This is a genomic window from Francisella frigiditurris (assembly GCF_001880225.1).
GTDB lineage: Bacteria > Pseudomonadota > Gammaproteobacteria > Francisellales > Francisellaceae > Francisella > Francisella frigiditurris.
Genome location: NZ_CP009654.1, coordinates 153,906 through 176,485, shown reverse-complemented (window position 1 = coordinate 176,485; position 22,580 = coordinate 153,906). Strand labels below are relative to the sequence as shown.

Here is a 22,580-nt window from a genome sequence, read left to right as displayed (position 1 = left end):
ATTGAATATGGTTAGAATCTTTGATGGCTTAAGTGCACTTTCACCATTTAGAAAGAAAAAACTTTTAAAAGATATAAGAAAAATAGCTCCTAGTGTTTTAGCGATAAATGCTAAATTTTTACATGTGTTAGATCTTCACAGTGATTTAACAGAGAAAGATCAAGAAATTATAAAATCTTTACTTAGTTATAATAAAGAATATGGTGTAGCTCATCCAGCAGGTGAACTTTTTATTATAGCACCAAGAATAGGGACAATTTCCCCATGGTCATCTAAAGCAACAGATATTGTTCATAATATTGGTATAACAAAAATTAAAAGAGTGGAAAGAGCTACTTTATATGGGGTAGAGGGAAATATATCTGCCACTGAGTTGGAGTCTATAAAAAAACTAGTTTTTGATAGAATGGTTGAAGAAATTTTATCAAGCCAAGCTGAGTTGGAGAAACTATTTAAGAAGGGTGAACCTAAGCCTCTAGAATATGTAAATGTTTTAGAAGAGGGTGAGAAAGCTATACAAGATGCTGACAAGAAATTAGGTTTAGCATTGAGTACTCAAGAAATAGCTTATTTAGCTGAGCAATATAAGAATCTTCAAAGAAATCCGACTGATACGGAATTATATATGTTTGCTCAAGCAAACTCAGAACACTGTCGTCATAAGATTTTTAATGCTAAATGGACAATAGATAATAAAGAGCAGGATTTATCGCTTTTTAAGATGATAAAAAACACTACTAATAAAGCTCCTAAAGGGGTCTTGTCTGCATATAAAGATAATGCTGCTGTGATAGAGGGTGCAACGGCTCAAAGGTTTTACTCTAATACAAAAACTGGGGTGTATGGATATCATCAGGAAGAGGTTGATATCTTGATGAAAGTTGAGACTCATAACCATCCTACAGCTATAGCTCCATTTAGTGGTGCTGCTACTGGAGTAGGTGGTGAAATTCGTGATGAGGGTGCTACAGGGCTTGGAGCAAAACCAAAAGCAGGGCTTACAGGTTTCACAGTTTCAAACTTAAATATTCCTAACTTTGAACAAGCTTGGGAAATGAAAAAGTATGGTAAACCAAGTCACATGGCTAGCCCTTTGCAAATTATGATAGAGGCTCCTATCGGAGGGGCGCATTATGCAAATGAATTTGGACGTCCTAATTTGAATGGATATTTCCGTACTTATGAGCAGACTGGTAACTCATCAGTTGGTGAGCAAGTATTTGGTTATCATAAGCCAATTATGATTGCTGGTGGTATGGGTAACATCAAAAGAATGCATGTTGAAAAGGGTGATATTAAAGTTGGTTCTAAGCTTATTTGTTTAGGCGGCCCAGCTATGAGAATTGGTTTAGGTGGTGGAGCAGCTTCATCTGTAGTGTCATCAGGTGCTAATTCTGAACTTGATTTTGCCTCTGTTCAGCGAGGTAATGCTGAGATGGAGAGAAGATGCCAAGAAGTTATAGATAAGTGTTGGCAACTTGGTGAGAAAAACCCTATTACATTTATACATGATGTTGGAGCTGGTGGTATCTCTAATGCTTTTCCAGAGCTTGTTAAAGATGGTAATGTTGGTGGTGATTTTGAACTTAGAAAAGTTGTTATAGGTGAAGATGGTTTATCACCTCTAGAGATATGGTCAAATGAATCACAAGAAAGGTATGTGTTATCCGTTTCTCCAGAAAATTTAGAATTCTTTGAGCAGCTTTGTAAAAGAGAAAGATGCCCATTTGCGGTTGTTGGGGAAGCAATCAGTGAAAAGCATATTACATTAAATGATGAGCATTTTAATACTAAGCCTGTTGATCTTCCTATGGGAGTATTGTTTGGAAATACTCCGCAAATGCATATTGAAGTTACTACAGCTAAAGCTCAACAAAAAGTATTTGATACATCTGATCTAGAGTTAGATGATGCTATAGAGAGAATATTAAAAGTTCCAGCAGTAGCTTCTAAGTCTTTCCTTATTACTATCGGAGATAGAAGTATTACGGGGATGGTTGCTCGTGATCAGATGGTTGGTCCTTGGCAAGTGCCAGTGGCAGATTGTGCTGTAACGACAGCTACGGTAGATAGTCAAGCAGGTGAGGCTATGGCAATGGGTGAAAGAACTCCATTAGCTGTAATAAATGCACCAGCTTCAGGTAGAATGGCAGTTGCTGAAACTATTACAAATTTATTAGCTGCGGATATTAAAAATATTTCAGATATTAGACTTTCTGCAAACTGGATGGCTGCAGCTAATCATACTGATGAAAATCAAAAACTTTATGAAACTGTGAAAGCGGTGGGTATGGAATTTTGCCCAGAGCTTGGAATAGCTATTCCAGTTGGTAAAGATTCTATGTCTATGAGAACAAAATGGACAGATGATGCGGAAGCTAAATCTGTTACATCGCCACTTTCTTTGATTATTTCTGGTTTTGCCCCAGTTGAGAATGCTAGAAGAACGCTAACGCCAATGATTCATGAGCGTAATGACACAGTTTTAATACACTTAGATGTCTCTAACCATACTGGTAGATTAGGGGGTTCTTGTTTAGCGCAAGCTTATAATCAAGTTGGTGATGAAGCTCCGGATGTTTCCGCTAAGAAGTTGAAAATTTTCTTTGAAAAAGTTACTGAACTTAAGCAACAAGAAAAAATCTTAGCCTATCATGATATTTCTGATGGTGGATTATTTGTAACTTTAGTTGAGATGGCTTTTGCTGGTAATATAGGTGTTGATATTTCCTTAGATGCTAAAAACTTGTTTGGTAAGTTATTTGCTGAAGAAGTAGGTGCTGTAATCCAGGTTAAAGAGAAAGATATTGAGTTTATAGGCGCATTATTTGCTGATACTGGTATAACAGTAGAAGTTGTGGCTAAGCAGAATACTACTGATACAATCGGTATCTTTAATTTCGGTGAAGAGATTTACTCTAATGATAGAGTTACTTTACAAAGATGGTGGGCTGAAACTTCTTATAATATTCAGGCTCTTAGAGATAATAGTGAATGTGCTAAGCAGGAGTTTGATAATATTTTAGAGACTGAAGATAAAGGTTTGCATTTACATACTACTTTTAATCTTGAGGAAGATATTACAGCACCATTTATAAATATGCGTAAGCCAAAGATTGCAGTGCTTAGAGAGCAGGGTGTAAATGGCCATGTGGAAATGGGCGCAGCATTCACAACGGCTGGTTTTGAGGCTGTGGATGTGCATATGTCAGATCTACACACGGGTAGAGTGAACTTAGATGAGTTTAAAGCATTAGTTGCTTGTGGTGGTTTCTCTTACGGGGATGTTCTTGGTGCTGGTGGCGGCTGGGCTAAGAATGTTTTATTTAGTGAAAAGCTGAAAGCAGATTTTAGTAAATTCTTTAATAGAAATGACACAGTTGCTCTAGGTGTTTGTAATGGATGCCAGATGTTTGCCCAATTAAAACCTCTTATTAAAGGGGCTGAAAATTGGCCAATATTTATAAAAAATGAATCTGAACAGTTTGAAGCTAGAACATCTATGGTGGAAATCCAAAAATCAGATTCTATTTGGTTTGATGGCATGGCTGGCACTAGAGCTCCTATTGCTATTGCTCATGGTGAGGGTCGTCCATTATTTGAAAATGTTGCACAAGAAAGAGCATTGTTATCAAGTAATCAAATAGCTTTAAAATATGTAGATAACAATGGTAAAGCTACTGAAAAATACCCTCAAAATCCAAATGGTGCAAAGGGTGGGATCACAGCTCTTACTGCTTTAAATGGTCGTGTACAAATCATGATGCCACATCCAGAGCGTGTATATAGAGCTATCACAAATTCATGGATTCCAACAGAATACGATGAATATTCAGTTTGGATGAGAATGTTTAGAAATGCTAGGAAGTGGGTTGGGTAAAGGATATTCATGAGTTGGCAAGAAAAGAAGTTTATAAATTCTAATGCAAAAATTAGATTAGCAACAGTTTTTTCAGGTATTGGGGCGATAGAGCATGCTTTTCAGCGTTTAAATTTAGATACAGAGATCGTTTTTGCTGGAGATATTGATAAATTTGTCAAACAAAGTTATATGGCAAATTATAAAGTTTCAGAAAGGGATTGGCATGATGATATAACAACTTTTGATGCTAGAAAGTATCATAAACAAGTAGATATTCTAGTAGGAGGAAGTCCTTGTCAGGCTTTTTCTATGGTAGGTAAAAGAAAAGGTTTGGATGATACTAGAGGAACTTTATTTTATGATTTCGCTAGAGTTGTTAAAGAAGTTCAGCCAAAGGTTTTTATTTATGAGAATGTTAAAGGGTTAATTAATCATGATAATGGGAATACTTTTGATGTAGTAAAAAGTACCTTTAATGAGCTTGGATATAAATACTATTATAAGGTTTTAAACTCTAAAGATTATGGTATTCCGCAACATAGAGAGCGTATTTTTGTTGTTGGTTTTAAAGATCCTAAAGTAAATTTTGAGTTTCCTGAACCTATAGGCTTAGAATTAAAAATGCAAGATTTACTGGAAGACTATATTGATTCAAAATACTATCTGAAAGAAAAAGGAATTAAATTCGTTACTAGTTCAAAGAATAGGTTAAAGAGATATACTCAGATAAATGGAGATATAGCACTTTGTCAAAAAGCAAATCAGCAGTTTAACTGGCATGGAGATTTCATTTTTGAGGAGGTGTATAATTACTATAATGAGTTTATTTTTGATGTTAATGAGGTTGAAGAGAAATATTATTTATCTGATAAAGTAGAGAAATATGTTTTGTCATCAGGTACAAAGAATTTTAAAACTCGAACAGAGACTGACTTAGAAATTGCAAGACCACTTTTGCAAACAATGCATAAAATGCATAGGGCTGGTGTTGATAATTATGTTACTCACACAGGAAGGATTCGTAAATTAACACCAAGAGAGTGTTTAAGATTAATGGGATTTAGAGATGATTTTAAACAAGTTGTTAGTGATACTCAGATGTATAGACAGGCAGGAAATAGTATAGTGGTAGATGTTTTTATAGCTATATTAAAACAGATGGATATTACTAGAGTTGTGTGAGATAAAAGTATGAAAATTGAAATATTAGATAAGCAATATAAAGTCGAGGATACTAAAGAAAAAATTACGATAGCTGATTCATTTGTTGTTCGTCAAAATAAAATAGGTGGGGGAAATGGAGAAGCTAAGCTATATATAGGGAATGATAATAAAGATACAAGAAGTATTTTTGGATTTGAGGGCTTTGAGCTCCCATGTTTCCTTCTGAAAAGAGATTTACTTAAATATTTAGATGACACTAAAGCAGAGTATATAAATCCTGAACAGCCCTATATAAGTAAAGACTTGCTCCCAAAACTTTGGGAGAAAAGAAAAAAAGAGGTAGAGAAACTACCCGAAAAAATTGATTTTATTGTTACAGAGCAAACGCAAATTTCAGGCCCAAGAGTTTATATAAATTCTTCTGATAGGGGATATAAACTTATAAGAGAGTTATCATTACCAAACATAACATATATATCTGTTGTAAAGCTCTTAGGGGAAAATGGTGGGTTAAGCTATTATTTCAGACTTTTTGCAGATTACTTTGGTAATGAGGAACATCCTTATATAATTGAGAAAGAGCAAAGACAAGTTAATAATATTAAAGATGTTCAAGAAAAACGCTTATTAACACAAGCTAGGATTGGGCAGGGTAAATATAGAGAAGAATTATTAAAACTATGCCCATTTTGTCCAATAACATTAGTTTCTGATGATAGAATTCTGATAGCTAGTCATATTAAACCATGGGCAAAATCAAATGACTTTGAGAAAACAGACCCACTAAATGGATTTATGTTGACTCCAACTTTTGATTTTCTTTTTGATCGTGGGTTTTTGTCTTTTACGGATGATAAAAAAAGTATTCTTTCTCCGTTTTTGTCGAATATGACTTACTCAAAGCTAGGAATATCCGATGATAAAATATTTAAACACTTGCAGGTTGATGGTAGAGAAGAATATCTAAACTATCATCGACAACAAATTTTAAAAAGGTAACTGAAATTAGGAGAAAATATAATCTTTTATCAAAAAAGAGGATTCTTTAATCAGCATGGTATTGTTGTAACAATACTAAAAATTAATGTAAAACATTAAGAAATATTGAAAAGTTTTAAATAGGAATTGCTGTTAAATATTATTAGACTTTCATTTCTTTATTAATAGTGAAGAGGGGGTTCTTATGGTGACAATCGAAAGTGATACTTTACAAGTTGAAATTAACTTACTAGGCGCAGAAGTCCAGAGTGTAAGGAATATTGCTAGTAATCATGAGTATATGTGGTCTGGTGATGGTCTAATATGGGCTGGAGTTTCACCTGTACTATTTCCGGTAGTTGGTAAATCACACAATAATAAAATCAAGTATCAAGGTAAAGAATATCCTATGGGTAATCATGGACTTGCTCGTCATACTATATTTGATATTGTTTTTCATAGTGAAAACAGTGTTGTACTAGCAATGGAGACTACAGCTGATAACTATCCATTTAAGTTAAGGTTTGAAGTTACATATACTCTTGACGCTAATAAACTTATCACAGAATACAATATTATAAATCTTGATGAAGGCGTTGCATTCTGTGGTTTTGGGGCACATCCAGCTTTTGCCTGTCCTTTTGATGATAAGCATCAGTTTAGTGATTATGAAATTACCTTTACAGAACAAAAATTAGATTTTCATCCAATTACACCAGAGGCTTTTTATACGGGAGAAACTAAGCATTTTAAAATATCCAAAGTGCAGTTAAGTAATCATACTTTTGATAATGATGCTTTAGTGTATAGCGGTTTCTCGGACAAGAAAGTTAGATTGGCTGAAAAAGGTTCAGATCGATATATAGAAGTTACTTTTGATGGCTTTGAATATTTAGGGCTATGGTCAAAACCAAAAGCTAATGCTCCGTATGTATGTATCGAGCCATGGTGTGGCAGAAGTGATACACTAGGTATGGGTGTTGATATTGAGTATCGTATTGGTAATATTGATATCCAGCCACAAGAAAAATTTAGTCGTAGTTATTCTATAGAATTTGGTTATTAGATTTTAGTTTTCTAGACTTTATTTGTCATGAGTGATTTCTTGTAAAGTATCTAGATACGTTTGATAAAGTGTGAAGTTATTATCATTTATATCTCGGTTAAGACGAACACGATAGAGTATTGCCAATTCTTTGTTCACAGCACCAATATTTTTACAAGAAATTTGATTAGTAACTACCTTTAAATCTTTTGATTCGGTCGGTGTGATTGTTTCAAATATTATGTTGATACAATCTTTATACTCATTATTGTTAACTGTGATACTAGGTATTTCTTTGGTTATAACTAGTTTCTCTGGAACTTCTCCATATTCTTCTTGGTTTATTAGATTTACTTCTTTACCAAGTTCTAGTTTTGCAGGTAATAATAGCGAGCCTTGTTTATATATTTTATCAACTATATGTACAGAGCCATTTTTTATTATATAGTCCATGTTGTACTTACCTTCTAACTTATCATTAGCATTAAATATCTTAGTAGAGTAAGTACATAGTGTTTTATCTTTATTACAGTTTTCTATTTTTATTTCTAATAAGATTTCACTATTATCCTCTAAGGTGACTCTTTTATAATGGTATGTTGTACCCACATCTGTGGAGACATAGTCACTACCGTTAAATATTGGACCCTTATATGATGTCATGAAAGTAGAGCAACTTGATAGGGTGATTGTAACAATTAAGATTAATAGTTTTTTCATATATTTTTATTAAAACTCCAGATTTAATATTTTTATTAATAAGTTTCAATATGCTTTCTAGAGATAGTATAATTATTATTAATTTTTTAAAAGCTCTTAGTTAAATAAATAGGAATTAGGAAATGATAAAGAGATATGATGTAGCAGAGATTTCAAAGATTTGGGATGATGAAAATAAATATCGTAAGATGCTTGAAGTTGAGCTAGCTATTTTAGAAGCGTTAGAAGATAAAATGGTACCAAAAGGTACAGCAGCTAAAATCCGTGAAAAGGCTGAAGTTAGACCAGAAAGAGTAGATGAGATTGAGAAAGTTACAAAGCATGATATTATCGCGTTTTGTACATCTATCGCAGAGCAATTTACTGCTGAAACTGGGAAGTTTTTCCACTTCGGTGTTACATCATCAGACATTATAGATTCAGCTCTTAGTTTACAAATACGCGAGTCTTTAGAGCATGTAGTTGAAGACTTAGAAGCTCTTTGTGATTCGTTATTAGCAAAAGCAGAGCAGACTAAGAGAATTATCACAATGGGTAGAAGTCATGGTATGTTTGCTGAGCCTATGAGTTTTGGTCAAAAATTCCTTGGTTCATATGTTGAGTTTAAGCGTAGGCTAAAAGATTTAAAAGATTTCCAAAAAGATGGCTTAACAGTACAGTTCTCTGGGGCAGTTGGTAACTACTGTATCTTAACTACAGAAGATGAGAAGAAAGCGGCAGATATTTTAGGCTTACCTGTTGAGAATGTTTCTACTCAAGTTATTCCAAGAGATAGAATTGCTAAGCTTATCTCTATCCATGGTATTATTGCATCAGCTATTGAAAGATTAGCTGTGGAAATCAGACACTTACACAGAAGTGATGTTTTTGAGGTTTATGAAGGTTTTTCTAAAGGCCAAAAAGGTTCATCAACTATGCCACATAAGAAAAACCCAATCTCTACAGAGAACTTAACTGGTATGGCTAGAATGCTTAGATCACATGTTTCTATCGCGTTAGAGAATTGCGTATTGTGGCATGAAAGAGATATTTCTCACTCTTCAGCAGAACGTTTTTATCTTCCAGATAACTTTGGAATAATGGTTTATGCGTTACGTAGGATGAAAAATACAATTGATAATCTTGTAGTTCAGAAAGATATTATAGAAGATAGAGTAAGAAACAATAGCTCTTATCTATCTAGTTTCTATTTACATTTCTTAATTGCAAATACACCATTTATGCGTGAGGATTGCTATAAGATAGTTCAACAAGTAGCTTTTGACCTTAAACAGGGTGAATCATTTTCTAAGAAATTAGAGAAAATAATGAAAGATGAGCATGGTACAGATTTAACTGTTCCAGAAATGGATTTTGAAGGTATTAAAAAGACATATCTTAAAGAAATAGATAATGTTTTTGCTCGATCTATCAATAACTAGTTAAAATATATTCCTAAAAGATATTCTGATTGCTATAATTTTCTTAAAATTCATAAAAAAATCGTTATATGAGAATTCTAATTATTAGACTTTCTGCTATAGGTGATATTTTTCACGCTTTTACTGTAGCTAGGGATCTAAGAGAGAAATTTCCAAAGGCGACTATAGATTGGCTCGTTGATGAGAAGTTTGAAGATGTAGCTAGATTGTGTGCAGATATTGATAATATTATACCTATACCTTTTAAGAAGTGGCGGAAAAAGCCATTAAGCTTAATTCAAAATCTTTTAGAGTTTAGAAGAGAGTTGAAGCAAAAAGGAAATAGGTACGACTACATTCTGGAAACGCATGGGCTTTTAAAGCCTGCATTATTTGCAAAATTCTTATTTAAAGGAGAGATTCTTGGTCTTGATAGCAAATCAGCGAATGATAGCGTTTTTGCATCTGTTTTTTATAAGAAGAAGTTTAGAGTTTCGAGAGATAATATAGCTATTGTAAGATTTAGAGAGTTAGCATCAAAGGCTTTTAATACAAATATAAAGAAGCCGTATCAAGTATTAATAAGCTCAGAAGCTAAAGATATTGATATAAAAGATTATATTTTATTGCTACATGGCACTTCAAAAGATAGTAAAAAACTAAGTCAAGAAGATTGGCAGAATATTTCAAAGGGTATTTTAAAAAATACCGATAAAAATATATTAGTCACATATACAGATGATAAAGAAAAACAACTTTGTGACTTTTTGAAGACCAATCTGGATAATTCAAGATTCATAGTTTTAGATACTTTAGGGTTTAAAGATTTTGTTAAGGTTGTTGAGAAAGCAGATTTGGTACTAGGTGTTGATACTGGTTTTATGCATTTAGCTAACTTGCTTAACAAAAAAGTTATTGGAATTTATAAAGATAGTAATCCTAATTACGTGGGTCTCTATGAGTCTGATATTGCTAAGAATTTGGACTATAGATGTAAATCAATAAGAGTTGAAGAAATTAATGAAAATATTTCTGAACTTATAGGTAAATAGGTTATTTTTAATAGTTTTTTGGATATTTTGTAACATGGATAAACAATTAGTAGAACATATAGCAAAACTTTCTAGTTTTAAATTAACTAGTGATGAGCTTGAGAAGTTTACGAAAGATTTGACAAATATATGTGAAATTTTAGATGCAGTTAAAAAAGTTGATACTCAGGGAGTTAAGCCAATGATATCTCCTTTAAGTGTTGATTTTAAATTTAGAGAAGATGTTCCGACAGATCAAGATAATAGAAAGAGTTTTGAGAAATTTGCTTGTGAAATTGTTGATGATTATTTTATGGTTCCACAGGTTATTAAATAGAGGGTAGCATGTCATATATTAAAAAATTACGAGAAAGGCTAGACTCAGGAAGTGTTACAGCAGTTGGGCTGGTAAAAGAGTATTTGAGTAAGATTAAGTTAGAAGATAAAAAGTTGAATTCAGTTATCACTCTTTGTGAAAAAGAGGCATTAGCTGAGGCTGAGACTGCTGATAAACTTATTTCTGAAGGAAAGCAGGGTTTACTTACTGGTATCCCAATATTACATAAAGATTTGTTTTGTACAAAAGATATAAAAACAACAAGTGCGTCTAGAATTTTAGATAACTTTATATCTCCATATGATTCTACAGTAACTAGAAAATGTAAAGAAGCAGGAATGATAACTCTTGGTAAGCTTAATATGGATGAGTTTGCTATGGGCTCAACTAATGAAAATAGTTATTATGGGGCTGTTAGTAATCCTTGGGATTTAGATAGAGTTCCTGGAGGGTCTTCCGGTGGGTCAGCTGCAGCTGTTGCTGCAGGTTTTGCACCAGTTGCTACAGGCTCTGATACAGGCGGTTCTGTTAGACAGCCGGCAAGTTTTTGTGGATTAACAGCAATGAAGCCAACATATGGAAGCACTTCCAGATATGGAATGATAGCTTTCTCCTCATCATTTGATCAGGCTGGAATATTTGGGCATTATGCTGAAGATGTGGCTATTATGCTTGATACTATTTCAGGCGACTGTGAGTTTGATTCAACTTGTGTAGGTGTTTCAGAAAATCACTTTACAAAAGATATCGATAAATCTATTGCTGGCAAAGTAGTAGGAGTAGATGAGAGTTTAATGAAAGATTTAAACCCTGATTTGGCTACTCAAATGAAAAAAGCTTTAGAAAATTTAAAAGCTATGGGAGTCACAATTAAGAATGTTACTCTTCCAGATTTAAAAGAAGCACTATCTACTTATTATATTATTACACCAGCAGAGGTGGCAGCAAATTTAGCTCGATTTGATGGAGTTAGATATGGCCATAGAAGTGATAAAGCAACTGATTTAGAAAGTTTATATCAATTATCTAGATCAGAAGGTTTTGGTGCTGAGGTTAAGCGTAGAATTATGATAGGTAATTATGTATTGGCATCAAGCCAGTATGATTCTTATTATAATAAAGCTCAGCAAATTCGTAGGATCATGACAGATCAAATGAATAAAATTTTTGAAGAAGTTGATGCTGTATTTATGCCAGCTTCTCCTAGTGAGGCATTTAGAAAGGGGGATAAGTTAGATCCGGTATCTGCATATCTTTCTGATATATACACTATTCCAGCGAATATTTCTGGTCTTCCAGCAATATCGTTTCCAGTTGGTTTTGTTAATAATTTACCTGTAGGTGCTCAATTAATTGGTAAAGCTTTTAATGATAATGTTTTAACTCAACTAGTTGTACAGTATCAAAAACATAATTCTGTAGAAGAATTTATATTAGAGCAAGCGAGGATTTAGTAATGAAATGGGAGATGGTGATAGGGCTTGAAGTTCATATTCAGTTAAATACTAAGTCTAAGTTATTTTCAAGTGCTGCTAATAAATATGGTCAACACCAAAATACACAAGCAGCGTTTTTAGATTTAGGATTGCCTGGGACTTTGCCTGTAGTAAATAAAGAAGCAATTCGTAAGGCTGTGATTTTTGGATTAGCAGTAGATGCGACTATTTCAAAAGATAGTTTTTTTGCTCGTAAGAATTATTTTTATCCAGATTTGCCTAAGGGTTATCAGATTAGTCAGTCTAATAATCCAATTGTGCAAGAAGGTAAGTTAGAGATTGAGACATCTAAAGGTAATAAAATTATTCGTATAGAAAGAGCGCATTTAGAAGAGGATGCAGGAAAGTCTGTACATGGTTATGTTGGAGATGAAACAGGTCTTGACTATAATAGGGCAGGCACTCCTCTTTTAGAGATAGTAACTTATCCAGATTTTAGATCTGCTGAAGAAGTAGTTGTTTACCTTAAGAAATTACACCAATTAGTTAAGCATCTAAATATTTGTGATGGAAATATGCAAGAAGGTTCTTTTAGATGTGATGTTAACCTTTCAATTCGTCCTGAAGGTCAAAAAGAATTTGGAACTCGTGCAGAGTTAAAAAACATAAATTCTTTTAGATTTATTGAATCAGCAATAGCATACGAATTTTCTCGCCAAGTAGCTGTTCTTGAAAGGGGAGAAAAGGTGGTTCAAGAAACTAGATTGTATGATGCAGATGCTAATGAAACTAGATCCATGAGAGCAAAAGAAGATGCTTTTGATTATAGATACTTTCCAGATCCTGATTTATTGCCTCTTATAATTACTGACGAGTATATTCAAGATATTAAAACAAATATGCCACTTAAACCTGAGCAAAGAGAAGCTTTATACCGTGAGCATTTAGGAGAGCAAGAGGTTGAGTTTTTATTATCAAATCTTGAAATTGCTGATTACTATGATCAAGTAGCAAAGTCTGTTGGTTACAAAATAGCATATAACTGGATTACAGTAGATCTAATTTCTATACTAAATAGGTTAGAAAAAGAATTTTCTGGAGATATTGTGCCAGCTAATATTCTTGAAGAGATTATTACCAAAACACAAAGCGATGTGATATCTCAGAAAGCCGCTAAACAAGTTATAGGGGCATATATAGAGTCTCCTAAAAATATAGACTCTCTTATAGAAGAACTTGGTCTAAAGCAAGTTTCTGATGAGGGAGCTATTCGCAAACTTGTACAAGGCATTATTAGAGATAACCCTGAACAAGCAGCAGATTTTAAAGCGGGTAAAGATAAGCTCATGGGATTCTTTGTTGGCCAGGCAATGAAGGCTAGTAAAGGAAAGGCTAATCCAAAACAAGTAAACCAAATAGTGCAAGAAGAGTTGAATAAATAAGGTTGGAATGATGAATACAGGTAAAATTTATTTTAGTTTGATGAAATTAAATGTTTTAAATAGTAGTTATGTTGATGATAGTTATAAGATAGCTTGGGAAAATAATATTTATCCATTTTTTCATGATAGCAGGTATGAATATCATCAAGAATTATCAAAATACTTTGATAGAGCCGAAGAAAAAACTTTAGATAAGCTTTGTTTGTATTTAGATAATTATTTAGATGATAGGGCAGACTTTTCTAAGTTTGAAGAGGGTGTAGAAAAGATACTTGGTAAAGGGAATGTTTTCCCTGTTTTACATTACTTTTTTCAAGCAGGACAGTATCCTGATTTATTAAGCAATTTGAGAATGAATTTGGCTAATTTAAGCACTCATTTTGTTAATCGCTTTGAGACCAAGGGTTACTGGAAGTAATACGGGTACTCAGAAGGTGAAAGGGTACTTATCTATTTGTAGGCTATTTATTGCCGCATTAGCACTTTTTGGGATGGGCACATCCCTTATTAAGTCAATATATCTTGTTGAAAGCGTTGGTTCTCTTTTTCATATATTTGCACAGTTTACATACGTTAGTAATTTTATAGTTGCTATGGTGCTAATATTGGTTTCTTTAGGGAAGTTGGAAGATAAATATATTTTGATTCCTTTACCATCTATAGTTGTTACATATATAGTTTTTTCACTGTTTATATCCAAAGGTCTAGAAAGTGAGCCACTTTATAATATTATTGAACATTATGTAACAGCATTTTATCTAATGTTTGACTATATATTTTTTGTAAGTGGCAGGACTACCTTTGTAAGATCTTTTATTTTTGCTATATCTATAGTTCTTATATATTTAATATATGTTTTTATTTATGGCTTTATGGTTGGCTATTACCCATATCATTTTTTTGACTTAAATAAAGAAACAATTGAAAATGTGGTGTTGCTGGTCTTATTTATAAATATTGCCGTTATAATTTTATTTACAGCTTTTTTTGTTCTTAAAGTCTTACAGCTAGCCTTGTATGAGAAAATTGGTATAAATCCTTTTTCTAATAAAAAAGAAGCTATAAATTTACAAAAGAATTAATTTATTATTTACTTTGATTATCCTCTTTGACTAGTTAAAATTATATTTAAATTTTTATTACCAAAGCATATTTAATGAGTCAAACGCTACATGAAGCTTTTTTTGAGCAAGTAAAAAGAGCACCAAATAATATTTGTATAATAGATAATGATTTTTCTTTAACGTATCAGCAAGTAAAAAATCTAATAATTCGTCTAAGTCACGATTTACATCAGCAAGGAGTAAATGAGGGAGATGTTGTTGGAATATATTGTGATAAACGCTATGAAATAATAGTAGCTTTTTTAGCAATATCTTTAGTGGGTGGGCGCTGCTTGCAGCTAGATAAGGCTTTTCCTATACCATTACTGCAAGATATAGTAGATGAAACTAATGCTAAAATTCTATTATGTGATAGCTATTTTGATGAATTAAAAGGAGTTAAAACCCTAAATATTGTAGATATTTGTAGTCAAGATAAGCTTTCTGTAGAAACTTTTTTAGCAATAAATGTTGATCCAGATAAGACTGTTTGGATGGTTTATTCATCTGGTACAACAGGTAAACATAAGGGACTTTCGATTTCTCATAAAGCTATTTTAGCTTCATATGAAACAAGATATAAAATTAAAGATTACGATGATAAGTCTAAGGTTGCTTGTAATATTTATTATTTGTGGGAAGTCTTTAGACCTATATTAAGAGGTGGTACTACATACATCATTAGAGATGAAGTGTTACATGATTTTTATGAGCTAGCAGAATATTTTGTAAATCATAATATAGATGAAAGCCTATTTACGCCATCCTACCTTGAGACACTGTTACATACATCACCAGATCAGGCAGAGATTATCTTAAACCAATTAAAAGTCTGTTGGTTAAATGGAGAAGTGGTTTCAAGTTCCTTATATCATAAGCTTTTGCCATATCTTGATACAGTGAAAATATATAATTTATATTCTATCTCAGAATGCCATGATGTAGCTGTATACCAACTATGTAGAGATGATAAAAATGTTCAGGAGAAAAAAATAGTCCCTGTAGGTTATCTGCTGGATGATGTGGAGGTTGTTTTATTAAATGAAGCGAATCAAATATGTAAGCCTCATGAAAAAGGTGAGCTATATGTTCATAGTAGAGGATTAGCTATTGAATATATAAATAGACCGGAATTAAACTATGAAAGGTTTATTGATGCTAGTAGAAGTCCTATAAATAAAAGGTTATATAAGACAGGGGATTATGCCCAGTTAGATGAAAATGGAAAGTTAATTACCGTTTTTGGTAGATGTGACTATATAGTAAAGTTAAGAGGATACACAATTTCTTTACCTTTTGTTGAAGCAGTTGTAAAAGATAAGTTAAATATAATGCACTGTGTAGTTGAAAAAGAAGGTAGTGGGCTTCTTGATGAACACTTGGTAGCATATATTGAGGTTCCAAAAGATAAGCAAGATGAGTTTTATCATAATTGGGAGTTTTCTAATAGTCATGAAATAAGTCAGAAAATAATAGATTGCATATCTCCTTTTTTAGCTATTTATATGAGACCACAAAGATTTGTGGTTCTAGATAAGATAAATATAAATGCTTACTCTAATAAGCTTGATAGAAGAAGTATTTTATCAGCAGTAAACAATAAGAAAGTAAATGAAGTAAAGTTTTCAGAGGTGAGTACATTAGATGATTATAGAAATCTATGGAAAACTTTATTGAATATCGATGAGGACTTAATTAGAGATGAAAGCAGTTTCTTTAAGCTTGGGGGAACATCTTTATCTGCTATGATGCTTATTAATGCTTTAGCTACACAAGGGTTTCACAGAGTTAAAATAGGTGATTTCATTTCTAATAATAGTTTTAAGGATAGTTATAATCTTTTTACTAATGGTGTTGGGAGCTTGAGTCAGACTAATGACATGGAAATAGTAAATAAAGATGTTAATGAAGCTTTTAATTACTTAGTAAACACTATTAATAAGAAATCTAAAAGACCACTATGTAAGAATGGGAAAAATTGGTTAATAACAGGGGTGACTGGGTTTTTGGGTAAGCAAATATTAAAAGACCTTATAGAAAATACTAATGACCAAATTATTTGCCTTGTTCGTGCTGAGGATGAATCACATTTGTTAAAGCGTTTTAATGAGATTATAAAGAGCCTAAATATTTTAGATGAAGAGAAGAGCAGAATTAAGTTTATTAAAGGAGATATGGCTAAAGAGTCATTAGGTGCAACTTTAGAAGATTGGATATATTTACAAGAAAACGTTACGGGAATTATTAATATTGCCGCAGATGTTAATTTAATTTTGCCATATGAAAAAATTAGGGATAGCTCATTAATAGGAACCAGATCATTGATTGAGTTGTCTTTGGGTTGTGAGTCTATTAAGCCTATATTTCATATTTCCAGTAATGCTGTCTTTGCTGAGAGTGATTCTGTCGAGGTAGATGAAAGTCATGATATTGATAAATTCCTAGTGCAAGGGAAGTCTGGTTATGGTGTGGCAAAATGGGCTGCAGAAAAGTTACTTCTTTTATCAAAAGACTTAGGATTAGAGGTGACAATTTTTAGACCAGGAAATATTAGTGCTTCAGATATTGGGAATATAAATAAAAAAGACACAAACTATCTTATATTAAAATCTATTGTATCAAGTAAATCTATTCCAGAAGGTTTGGCTCTTGAGATGACTCCGATATCTCATTTATCAAAAAATATTATTAAAGCTGTTTTGGATAATAAACTTAACAAAATCTATAACATGACAAATATAAATATTGTTAATGATATTGATCTTATGGAGTTTACAGAATGTCATCTTCTTTCTAGAGATGAATGGATCAATCAGCTTAAAGATATTGAGCTAAAGGCTATAATTGATAATGATGATGAATGTTTACATTCTGTTGCTAATAATTATAAGCAGACTAACTATGAAGAGCTTATGTTTGAATGTGGTGTTAGCTACCCGTTAGTTTCTAGAGAGATGCTTGATCCAATGTTAAACTCATAACCCTTTTGAGGAGATAGTAATGCAGAAATTTAAAAATAAACACGTTGTTATTTTTGGTGCCTCAAGTGGTATGGGCAGGAGTGTCTCTATTGAGTTACTTGAATTAGGTGCAAATATTTCAATTTGTGCTAGACGTAAGGAACACCTTGATGAAATCGTAAATATCAAAAACGATTGTTGTTTAGGTATACCGACAGATGTTACAAACAAGCTTCAAGTTAAAAAATTTATTTCAGAGGCTATTAAGAAATTTGGACCAATAGATTATTTGGTTAATTCGGCTGGGGTTATGTATTATCAAAGAATGACCAATAATAGTTATGATGAGTGGCTGTCAATGGTTAATATCAATGTTATTGGCCTTTTAAATATTTTGCATTCATCATTGAAGTCACTTGTTGAGTCTAAAGGAATGTTAATAAATATCACTTCAGATGCGGGTAGACAAGCTTTTCCTGGATTAGCTGTTTATTCAGGAACTAAAGCTTTTATGGAGTTTACATTAAGAGGATTACGCCATGAGCTTGTTGAGAGTGGGGTTCGGGTAGTAAATATTCAGCCTGGTAATGTGGCAACATCATTACACTCCATGTCTAGTGAAAAAGATGCTGTTACAGATTATAAAAGTGAAAATGATTGTGGGTTTCTAGATCCTGAAAATATTGCTGATTGTATAATTTATGCAATGACTCAGCCAGCAAAAGTAGCAATTAATGAAATATTGATTGAACCTCAAAGTGAGCCAATTTAATAAGTAGTAAGGAACTCTTTTGTGAAAGGATATTTATCAATTTGTAGGTTGCTTATTGCTGCTTTAGCATTATTTGGTGTTACTGGTTCTGTTATAGGGCATGTATATAGGCATGAGTTTAATTCGGTTTTTGAGCTTTTTGCTCAGTTTACATATGTTAGCAATTTTGTTGTGGCAATGATTCTGATTTTTGTTGCTTTGGGGAAATTAGAAGATAGGCATATTATTATTCCTTTGCCTTCTATTGTTTTAACATATATAGTTTTTTCTCTATTTTTGTCAGAAGGAATCCTTAGAGAAGATATTTATAGTGTTATAGAGCATTATGTAATAGCTCTTTATTTAATGTTTGATTTTATATTTTTTGTTAATGGAAAGAATACTTTTTTTAGATCTCTTATCTTTGCTGTTTCAATAGTTGTTTTATATTTGATATATGTTTTTGTATATGGCTATTTAACTAATGGGTACTATCCATATTTCTTTTTTGACCTAAAAACAAAGAGTGTTGAGAGCGTTATGGAGGTAGTGTTTTATATAAATCTAACTTTAGTTGTTTTGTTCATTATTTTCTTTGCACTAAAATTTGTACAAATAGCCTTATATGAAAGATTTAATATTAGCTTCTTTTCTCAAAAACACTAAAAGTAAAATTAAATTGGTTTTTATCATCTTTTTTGTACTCTCTATAACCAATTCTTTCATATTTGCTTTTATCCCATTCAGGAAAGAAAGCATCTAAGTCAGTCATTTCTGTATCAACCTCAGTTATGTATAGCCTATCTGCTAAATCTACAAATTGCTTATAAATTTGAGCTCCACCAATTACAAATATTTCATAATGAGGCTTAGATTTTGCAAAATTTAAAACATCTTGAATATCATGTATTATTAAGCAATTATCTTTTTTATATTCTTTGTCACGAGTTAAGATCATATTTTTTCTATTTGGGAGGGGGCGACCAATTGAATCAAATGTTTTTCTTCCCATAATAATATAGTTATTTTCTGTAATTTTTTTAAAATTCTTTAAATCTTCAGATAGTTTCCATGGTAGGGTATTTTCTTTACCTATTCCATGATTCTTATCATAAGCCACTATTAATGAAATCATTGATCATAGAGTTAATTTTTTTGAGTTTAGTTATTTTAACAGGTTGTTTCATATTTAAATAGTTTTGTGGTTTTAAAAAATGTGTGATAAAATCACGGAGCTTATGTTTTAAGCAAAAAAGTAATTGTTTAATTAAAAAATCATACATCTTGTATAGCTTTATTCTCAAAGGGTGTCTTTTGATTGTTGAGAGTAAAATGGATGTAGGTTGTAACCCAAAATAGAGGATAAAATTATGTCTTTAATGAAAGAAATGTTGTCTGCTGGTGTTCACTTTGGACACAAAAAAGCTTTCTGGAACCCAAAAATGAATGAGTATATCTTTGGTATTAACCATGGTGTTCATATCATAAACCTAGAAAAAACAGTTCCACTTTTCCAAGATGCAGTAAACTTTGTTGGTAAAACTGTAGCTAATGGTGGAAAAGTTCTTTTTGTTGGTACAAAAAGACAAGCTCAAGATATAGTTGAAGCAGAAGCTAAAAGATGTGGTATGCCATTTGTTAGCCATAGATGGTTAGGTGGAATGTTGACTAACTATAAAACTGTTAGACAGTCTATTAAAAGGCTAGCTCAGTTAGAAAAAATGAAAGAAGATGGTACATTAAATTCTTTAACTAAAAAAGAAATGCTACAAAACTTTAGAAATATTGAGAAGCTAGAAAAAGTTCTTGGCGGAATTAAAGAAATGGGTGGAATTCCTGACGCTATCGTTGTTATTGATAGTAATAAAGAGCATATCGCTATTCAAGAAGCTAAGAAATTAGGTATTAAAGTTGTGTCTATTGTTGATACTAACTCTAATCCAGATGATATCGATTACATCATTCCAGGAAATGATGATGCAGTTAAGTCTATTTCTTTCTATATGAGAAAATTTGCTGATGCTGTTATTGATGCTCAAGGTTTAGACAGAGCATTGGAAGCTAAAAATGAAGAAGAAGCTGTAGAGCAAGCACAATAATAAATAGGAGCTAAAAGTAATGTCAAATATTTCTGCTAAATTAGTAAAAGAGCTTAGAGAAAGAACTGGTGCAGGTATGATGGAGTGTAAAAAAGCTCTAGTTTCTGCAAATGGTGATATTGAAAAGGCTGCAGAAGAAATGAGAATTTCAGGTCAGGCGAAAGCTGATAAAAAAGCTTCTCGTGTGGCTGCTGAAGGTGTTATTGAGGCGTATGCTGCTGATGGTAGAGCCGTGTTACTTGAAATCAACTCTGAAACTGATTTCGTAGCAAGAGATGAGAGTTTTAAAGCTTTTGCTGCAAATGCTGTAAAAGCTGCACATGCTGCTAAAGCAACAACTGTAGAGGCTGCTTTAGAAGCTAAAATGCCTAATGGTGAAACTGTAGATGAAGCTCGTAAAAATTTGATCGCTAAAATTGGTGAGAACATCCAAGTTAGAAGAATCAAGACTACAGATGCTCCTGTTCTTGGTGCTTATGTGCATGGTGGTAAAATAGGTGTTATTACTGCATTAGAAGGTGGTGATGAGACTTTGGCTAAAGATATAGCTATGCATGTTGCGGCAGTTAATCCTATGGTAGTTTCTGGTGAGCAAGTTCCAGCTGATGTTGTTGCTAAAGAAAAAGAAATTTTTACAGCTCAAGCAAAAGAAAGTGGTAAGCCTATCGAAATTATTGAAAAAATGATTGAGGGTAGAATTCGTAAGTTCTTAGATGAGGTTGCTCTTCTAGGTCAAGCCTTCGTAAAAGATCCTAGCATTAAAGTGGAAAAACTTGTTAAAGATAAATCTGCAAAAGTTTTAAACTTTATTCGTTTAGATGTTGGTGAAGGTATTGAGAAAAAAGAAGAAGACTTCGCAACAGAAGTGATGAATCAAATAAAAGGTTAATTTATGTCAACTGCTCCGAAGCTTAAAAGAATTTTATTAAAGCTTAGTGGAGAATCTCTTGCTGGAAACAATGGTTTTGGAATAGATGTTTTTAATGCTCAGACTATTGTTTCTCAGATAAAAAAGCTCGTAGATGTCGGTGTTGAAGTCGCTATAGTTGTTGGTGGTGGAAATATTCTAAGAGGTGGGAGAGCTGATTTTGGAGACAAGATTAGAAGATCGACTGCTGATTCTATGGGTATGATTGCTACTATGATAAACGCTTTGGCTTTGCGAGATATGCTTCTGAGCGAGGGGGTTGAGGCTGAAGCCTTTTCTGCTAGGAGTATAGATTCTTTGATAAAATCTGCAAGTGCTCATGAGTTTAATAAGGCGTTAAATGAAGGAAGGGTGCTTATATTTTCTGGTGGGACGGGTAATCCTTTTGTAACTACTGATAGTGCAGCTAGTCTTAGGGCCGTTGAAATAGGTGCGAATGCTTTGTTGAAAGCAACTACAGTTGATGGTGTTTATGATAAAGATCCAAATAAGTATGCTGATGCAAAGAAATTTGATAGCATTACTTTTAATGAAGTTTTGCGTAAAGAACTTTGTGTTATGGATTTGGGCTCTTTTCTTCAGTGTAGAGATTTTAATATTCCAATATATGTTTTTGATATGCAAAAAGAAAATGCTCTATTAGATGCTGTTGTTGATGGTACTTGTGGGACATGGGTCATTTAATTAATTTATAGAATTTATAGAGGTTGTATTTAATAATATGATAAATGAAATTTTAAAAGATGCTGAGATTAGAATGCAAAAAAGCTTGGATGTTTTATCTGATGATTTAGCTAAGGTTAGAACTGGTAGGGCTCACCCGGATCTTCTTGCTCACATTATGATCGATTATTATGGTGTTGACACTCCTATTTCTCAAGCCGCTAGTATAACTGTTTTGGATGCTAGAACATTAGGTATATCGCCTTGGGAGAAGGGCTTGGCTGGTAAAATCGAAAAAGCGATTATTTCTTCAGATTTGGGCTTAAATCCAACTAATTTGGGTGACTCACTCAGAGTGCCTATGCCGGCCCTTAATGAGGAAAGAAGAAAAGAGCTGGTAAAGCTAGTAAGATCTGAGACAGAAAATGGTAAAATTTCTGTTAGGAATATTCGTAGAGATGCTAATGGCGATATCAAAGAGCTTCTTAAAGAAAAAGAGATTACAGAAGATGAAGCAAAAAGGGCTGAAGATAGTATTCAGAAAATAACTGATAAAATGATTGCTCAAGCAGATGCGTTATGTGCTAAAAAAGAGCAGGATCTAATGGCGATATAGCTGTTTCTTAATAATCTCTTGTATTTAATCAGAATCTTTTTTATT

20 protein-coding genes are annotated in these 22,580 nt (G+C 32.7%); 18 read left to right on the top strand and 2 right to left on the bottom strand.

Annotated features, from left to right (window positions below; genetic code table 11):
* The first annotated feature begins 7 nt into the window (after positions 1–7).
* The 4 genes from purL (at position 8) to KX01_RS00990 (ending at position 7,070) form a co-directional block, all read left to right on the top strand.
* Positions 8–3,880, top strand: a complete 3,873-nt coding sequence (purL, locus tag KX01_RS01005; protein ID WP_071663228.1) for a phosphoribosylformylglycinamidine synthase — start codon at positions 8–10, stop codon at positions 3,878–3,880.
* Positions 3,881–3,889: 9 nt separating this feature from the next.
* Complete coding sequence (gene dcm / locus KX01_RS01000) at positions 3,890–5,044, top strand: DNA (cytosine-5-)-methyltransferase (RefSeq protein ID WP_071663227.1); 1,155 nt, start codon at positions 3,890–3,892, stop codon at positions 5,042–5,044.
* Between the two features lie 9 nt (positions 5,045–5,053).
* Positions 5,054–6,025, top strand: coding sequence for an HNH endonuclease (locus KX01_RS00995; RefSeq protein WP_071663226.1), 972 nt, complete (start codon positions 5,054–5,056; stop codon positions 6,023–6,025).
* Positions 6,026–6,209: 184 nt separating this feature from the next.
* On the top strand, positions 6,210–7,070 hold the full coding sequence (locus tag KX01_RS00990; RefSeq protein WP_071663225.1) for an aldose 1-epimerase family protein: 861 nt from the start codon (positions 6,210–6,212) through the stop codon (positions 7,068–7,070).
* An 18-nt stretch (positions 7,071–7,088) separates the two neighbouring features.
* On the opposite strand, the gene KX01_RS00985 is transcribed toward KX01_RS00990, so the two are convergent.
* The gene (locus KX01_RS00985; RefSeq protein WP_156860353.1) at positions 7,089–7,769 is read right to left on the bottom strand and encodes a hypothetical protein; all 681 of its coding nucleotides are present in this window, start codon (positions 7,767–7,769) and stop codon (positions 7,089–7,091) included.
* Between the two features lie 122 nt (positions 7,770–7,891).
* Here KX01_RS00985 and purB point away from each other — a divergent pair, with 122 nt between their 5' ends.
* From purB to KX01_RS00935, 10 genes are all read left to right on the top strand, one after another.
* Positions 7,892–9,190 carry an adenylosuccinate lyase gene (gene purB / locus KX01_RS00980; protein WP_071663223.1) on the top strand — a complete coding sequence of 433 codons (1,299 nt, stop codon included), beginning with the start codon at positions 7,892–7,894 and terminating at the stop codon, positions 9,188–9,190.
* Between the two features lie 68 nt (positions 9,191–9,258).
* The gene (waaC, locus tag KX01_RS00975; protein ID WP_071663222.1) at positions 9,259–10,221 is read left to right on the top strand and encodes a lipopolysaccharide heptosyltransferase I; all 963 of its coding nucleotides are present in this window, start codon (positions 9,259–9,261) and stop codon (positions 10,219–10,221) included.
* Between the two features lie 34 nt (positions 10,222–10,255).
* Positions 10,256–10,537: an Asp-tRNA(Asn)/Glu-tRNA(Gln) amidotransferase subunit GatC gene (gene gatC, locus KX01_RS00970; RefSeq protein WP_071663221.1), complete on the top strand. Its 282-nt coding sequence runs from the start codon at positions 10,256–10,258 to the stop codon at positions 10,535–10,537.
* Between the two features lie 8 nt (positions 10,538–10,545).
* The gene (gatA, locus tag KX01_RS00965) at positions 10,546–11,991 is read left to right on the top strand and encodes an Asp-tRNA(Asn)/Glu-tRNA(Gln) amidotransferase subunit GatA (protein WP_071663220.1); all 1,446 of its coding nucleotides are present in this window, start codon (positions 10,546–10,548) and stop codon (positions 11,989–11,991) included.
* A gap of 2 nt (positions 11,992–11,993) precedes the next feature.
* On the top strand, positions 11,994–13,415 hold the full coding sequence (gene gatB, locus KX01_RS00960) for an Asp-tRNA(Asn)/Glu-tRNA(Gln) amidotransferase subunit GatB (protein ID WP_071663219.1): 1,422 nt from the start codon (positions 11,994–11,996) through the stop codon (positions 13,413–13,415).
* 10 nt (positions 13,416–13,425) lie between these two features.
* A complete protein-coding gene (locus KX01_RS00955) occupies positions 13,426–13,833 on the top strand; it encodes a hypothetical protein (RefSeq protein ID WP_071663218.1) in 408 nt (135 codons plus the stop codon).
* Between the two features lie 16 nt (positions 13,834–13,849).
* Positions 13,850–14,497, top strand: coding sequence for a hypothetical protein (locus tag KX01_RS00950; protein WP_156860352.1), 648 nt, complete (start codon positions 13,850–13,852; stop codon positions 14,495–14,497).
* Between the two features lie 74 nt (positions 14,498–14,571).
* Complete coding sequence (locus KX01_RS00945; protein ID WP_071663216.1) at positions 14,572–17,499, top strand: non-ribosomal peptide synthetase; 2,928 nt, start codon at positions 14,572–14,574, stop codon at positions 17,497–17,499.
* A gap of 19 nt (positions 17,500–17,518) precedes the next feature.
* Entirely contained in the window at positions 17,519–18,250 is a 732-nt protein-coding gene (locus KX01_RS00940) for an SDR family oxidoreductase (protein ID WP_071663215.1), read from the top strand.
* A 21-nt stretch (positions 18,251–18,271) separates the two neighbouring features.
* Complete coding sequence (locus tag KX01_RS00935) at positions 18,272–18,895, top strand: Pr6Pr family membrane protein (RefSeq protein WP_071663214.1); 624 nt, start codon at positions 18,272–18,274, stop codon at positions 18,893–18,895.
* Here KX01_RS00935 and KX01_RS00930 read toward each other — a convergent pair.
* Positions 18,870–19,364, bottom strand: a complete 495-nt coding sequence (locus KX01_RS00930) for a dihydrofolate reductase (protein ID WP_071663213.1) — start codon at positions 19,362–19,364, stop codon at positions 18,870–18,872. The two genes, KX01_RS00935 and KX01_RS00930, sit on opposite strands and share 26 nt — an antisense overlap.
* A gap of 235 nt (positions 19,365–19,599) precedes the next feature.
* On the opposite strand from KX01_RS00930, the gene rpsB reads away from it, so the two are divergent.
* Genes rpsB through frr form a run of 4 tightly spaced genes read left to right on the top strand, consistent with a single transcriptional unit; the run spans position 19,600 to position 22,535 of the window.
* The gene (gene rpsB / locus KX01_RS00925) at positions 19,600–20,328 is read left to right on the top strand and encodes a 30S ribosomal protein S2 (RefSeq protein WP_071663212.1); all 729 of its coding nucleotides are present in this window, start codon (positions 19,600–19,602) and stop codon (positions 20,326–20,328) included.
* Between the two features lie 19 nt (positions 20,329–20,347).
* Positions 20,348–21,217, top strand: a complete 870-nt coding sequence (gene tsf, locus KX01_RS00920; RefSeq protein WP_071663211.1) for a translation elongation factor Ts — start codon at positions 20,348–20,350, stop codon at positions 21,215–21,217.
* Between the two features lie 3 nt (positions 21,218–21,220).
* Positions 21,221–21,940 carry a UMP kinase gene (pyrH, locus tag KX01_RS00915; protein ID WP_071663210.1) on the top strand — a complete coding sequence of 240 codons (720 nt, stop codon included), beginning with the start codon at positions 21,221–21,223 and terminating at the stop codon, positions 21,938–21,940.
* Between the two features lie 37 nt (positions 21,941–21,977).
* Positions 21,978–22,535 carry a ribosome recycling factor gene (gene frr, locus KX01_RS00910; RefSeq protein ID WP_071663209.1) on the top strand — a complete coding sequence of 186 codons (558 nt, stop codon included), beginning with the start codon at positions 21,978–21,980 and terminating at the stop codon, positions 22,533–22,535.
* Positions 22,536–22,580: the final 45 nt, after the last annotated feature.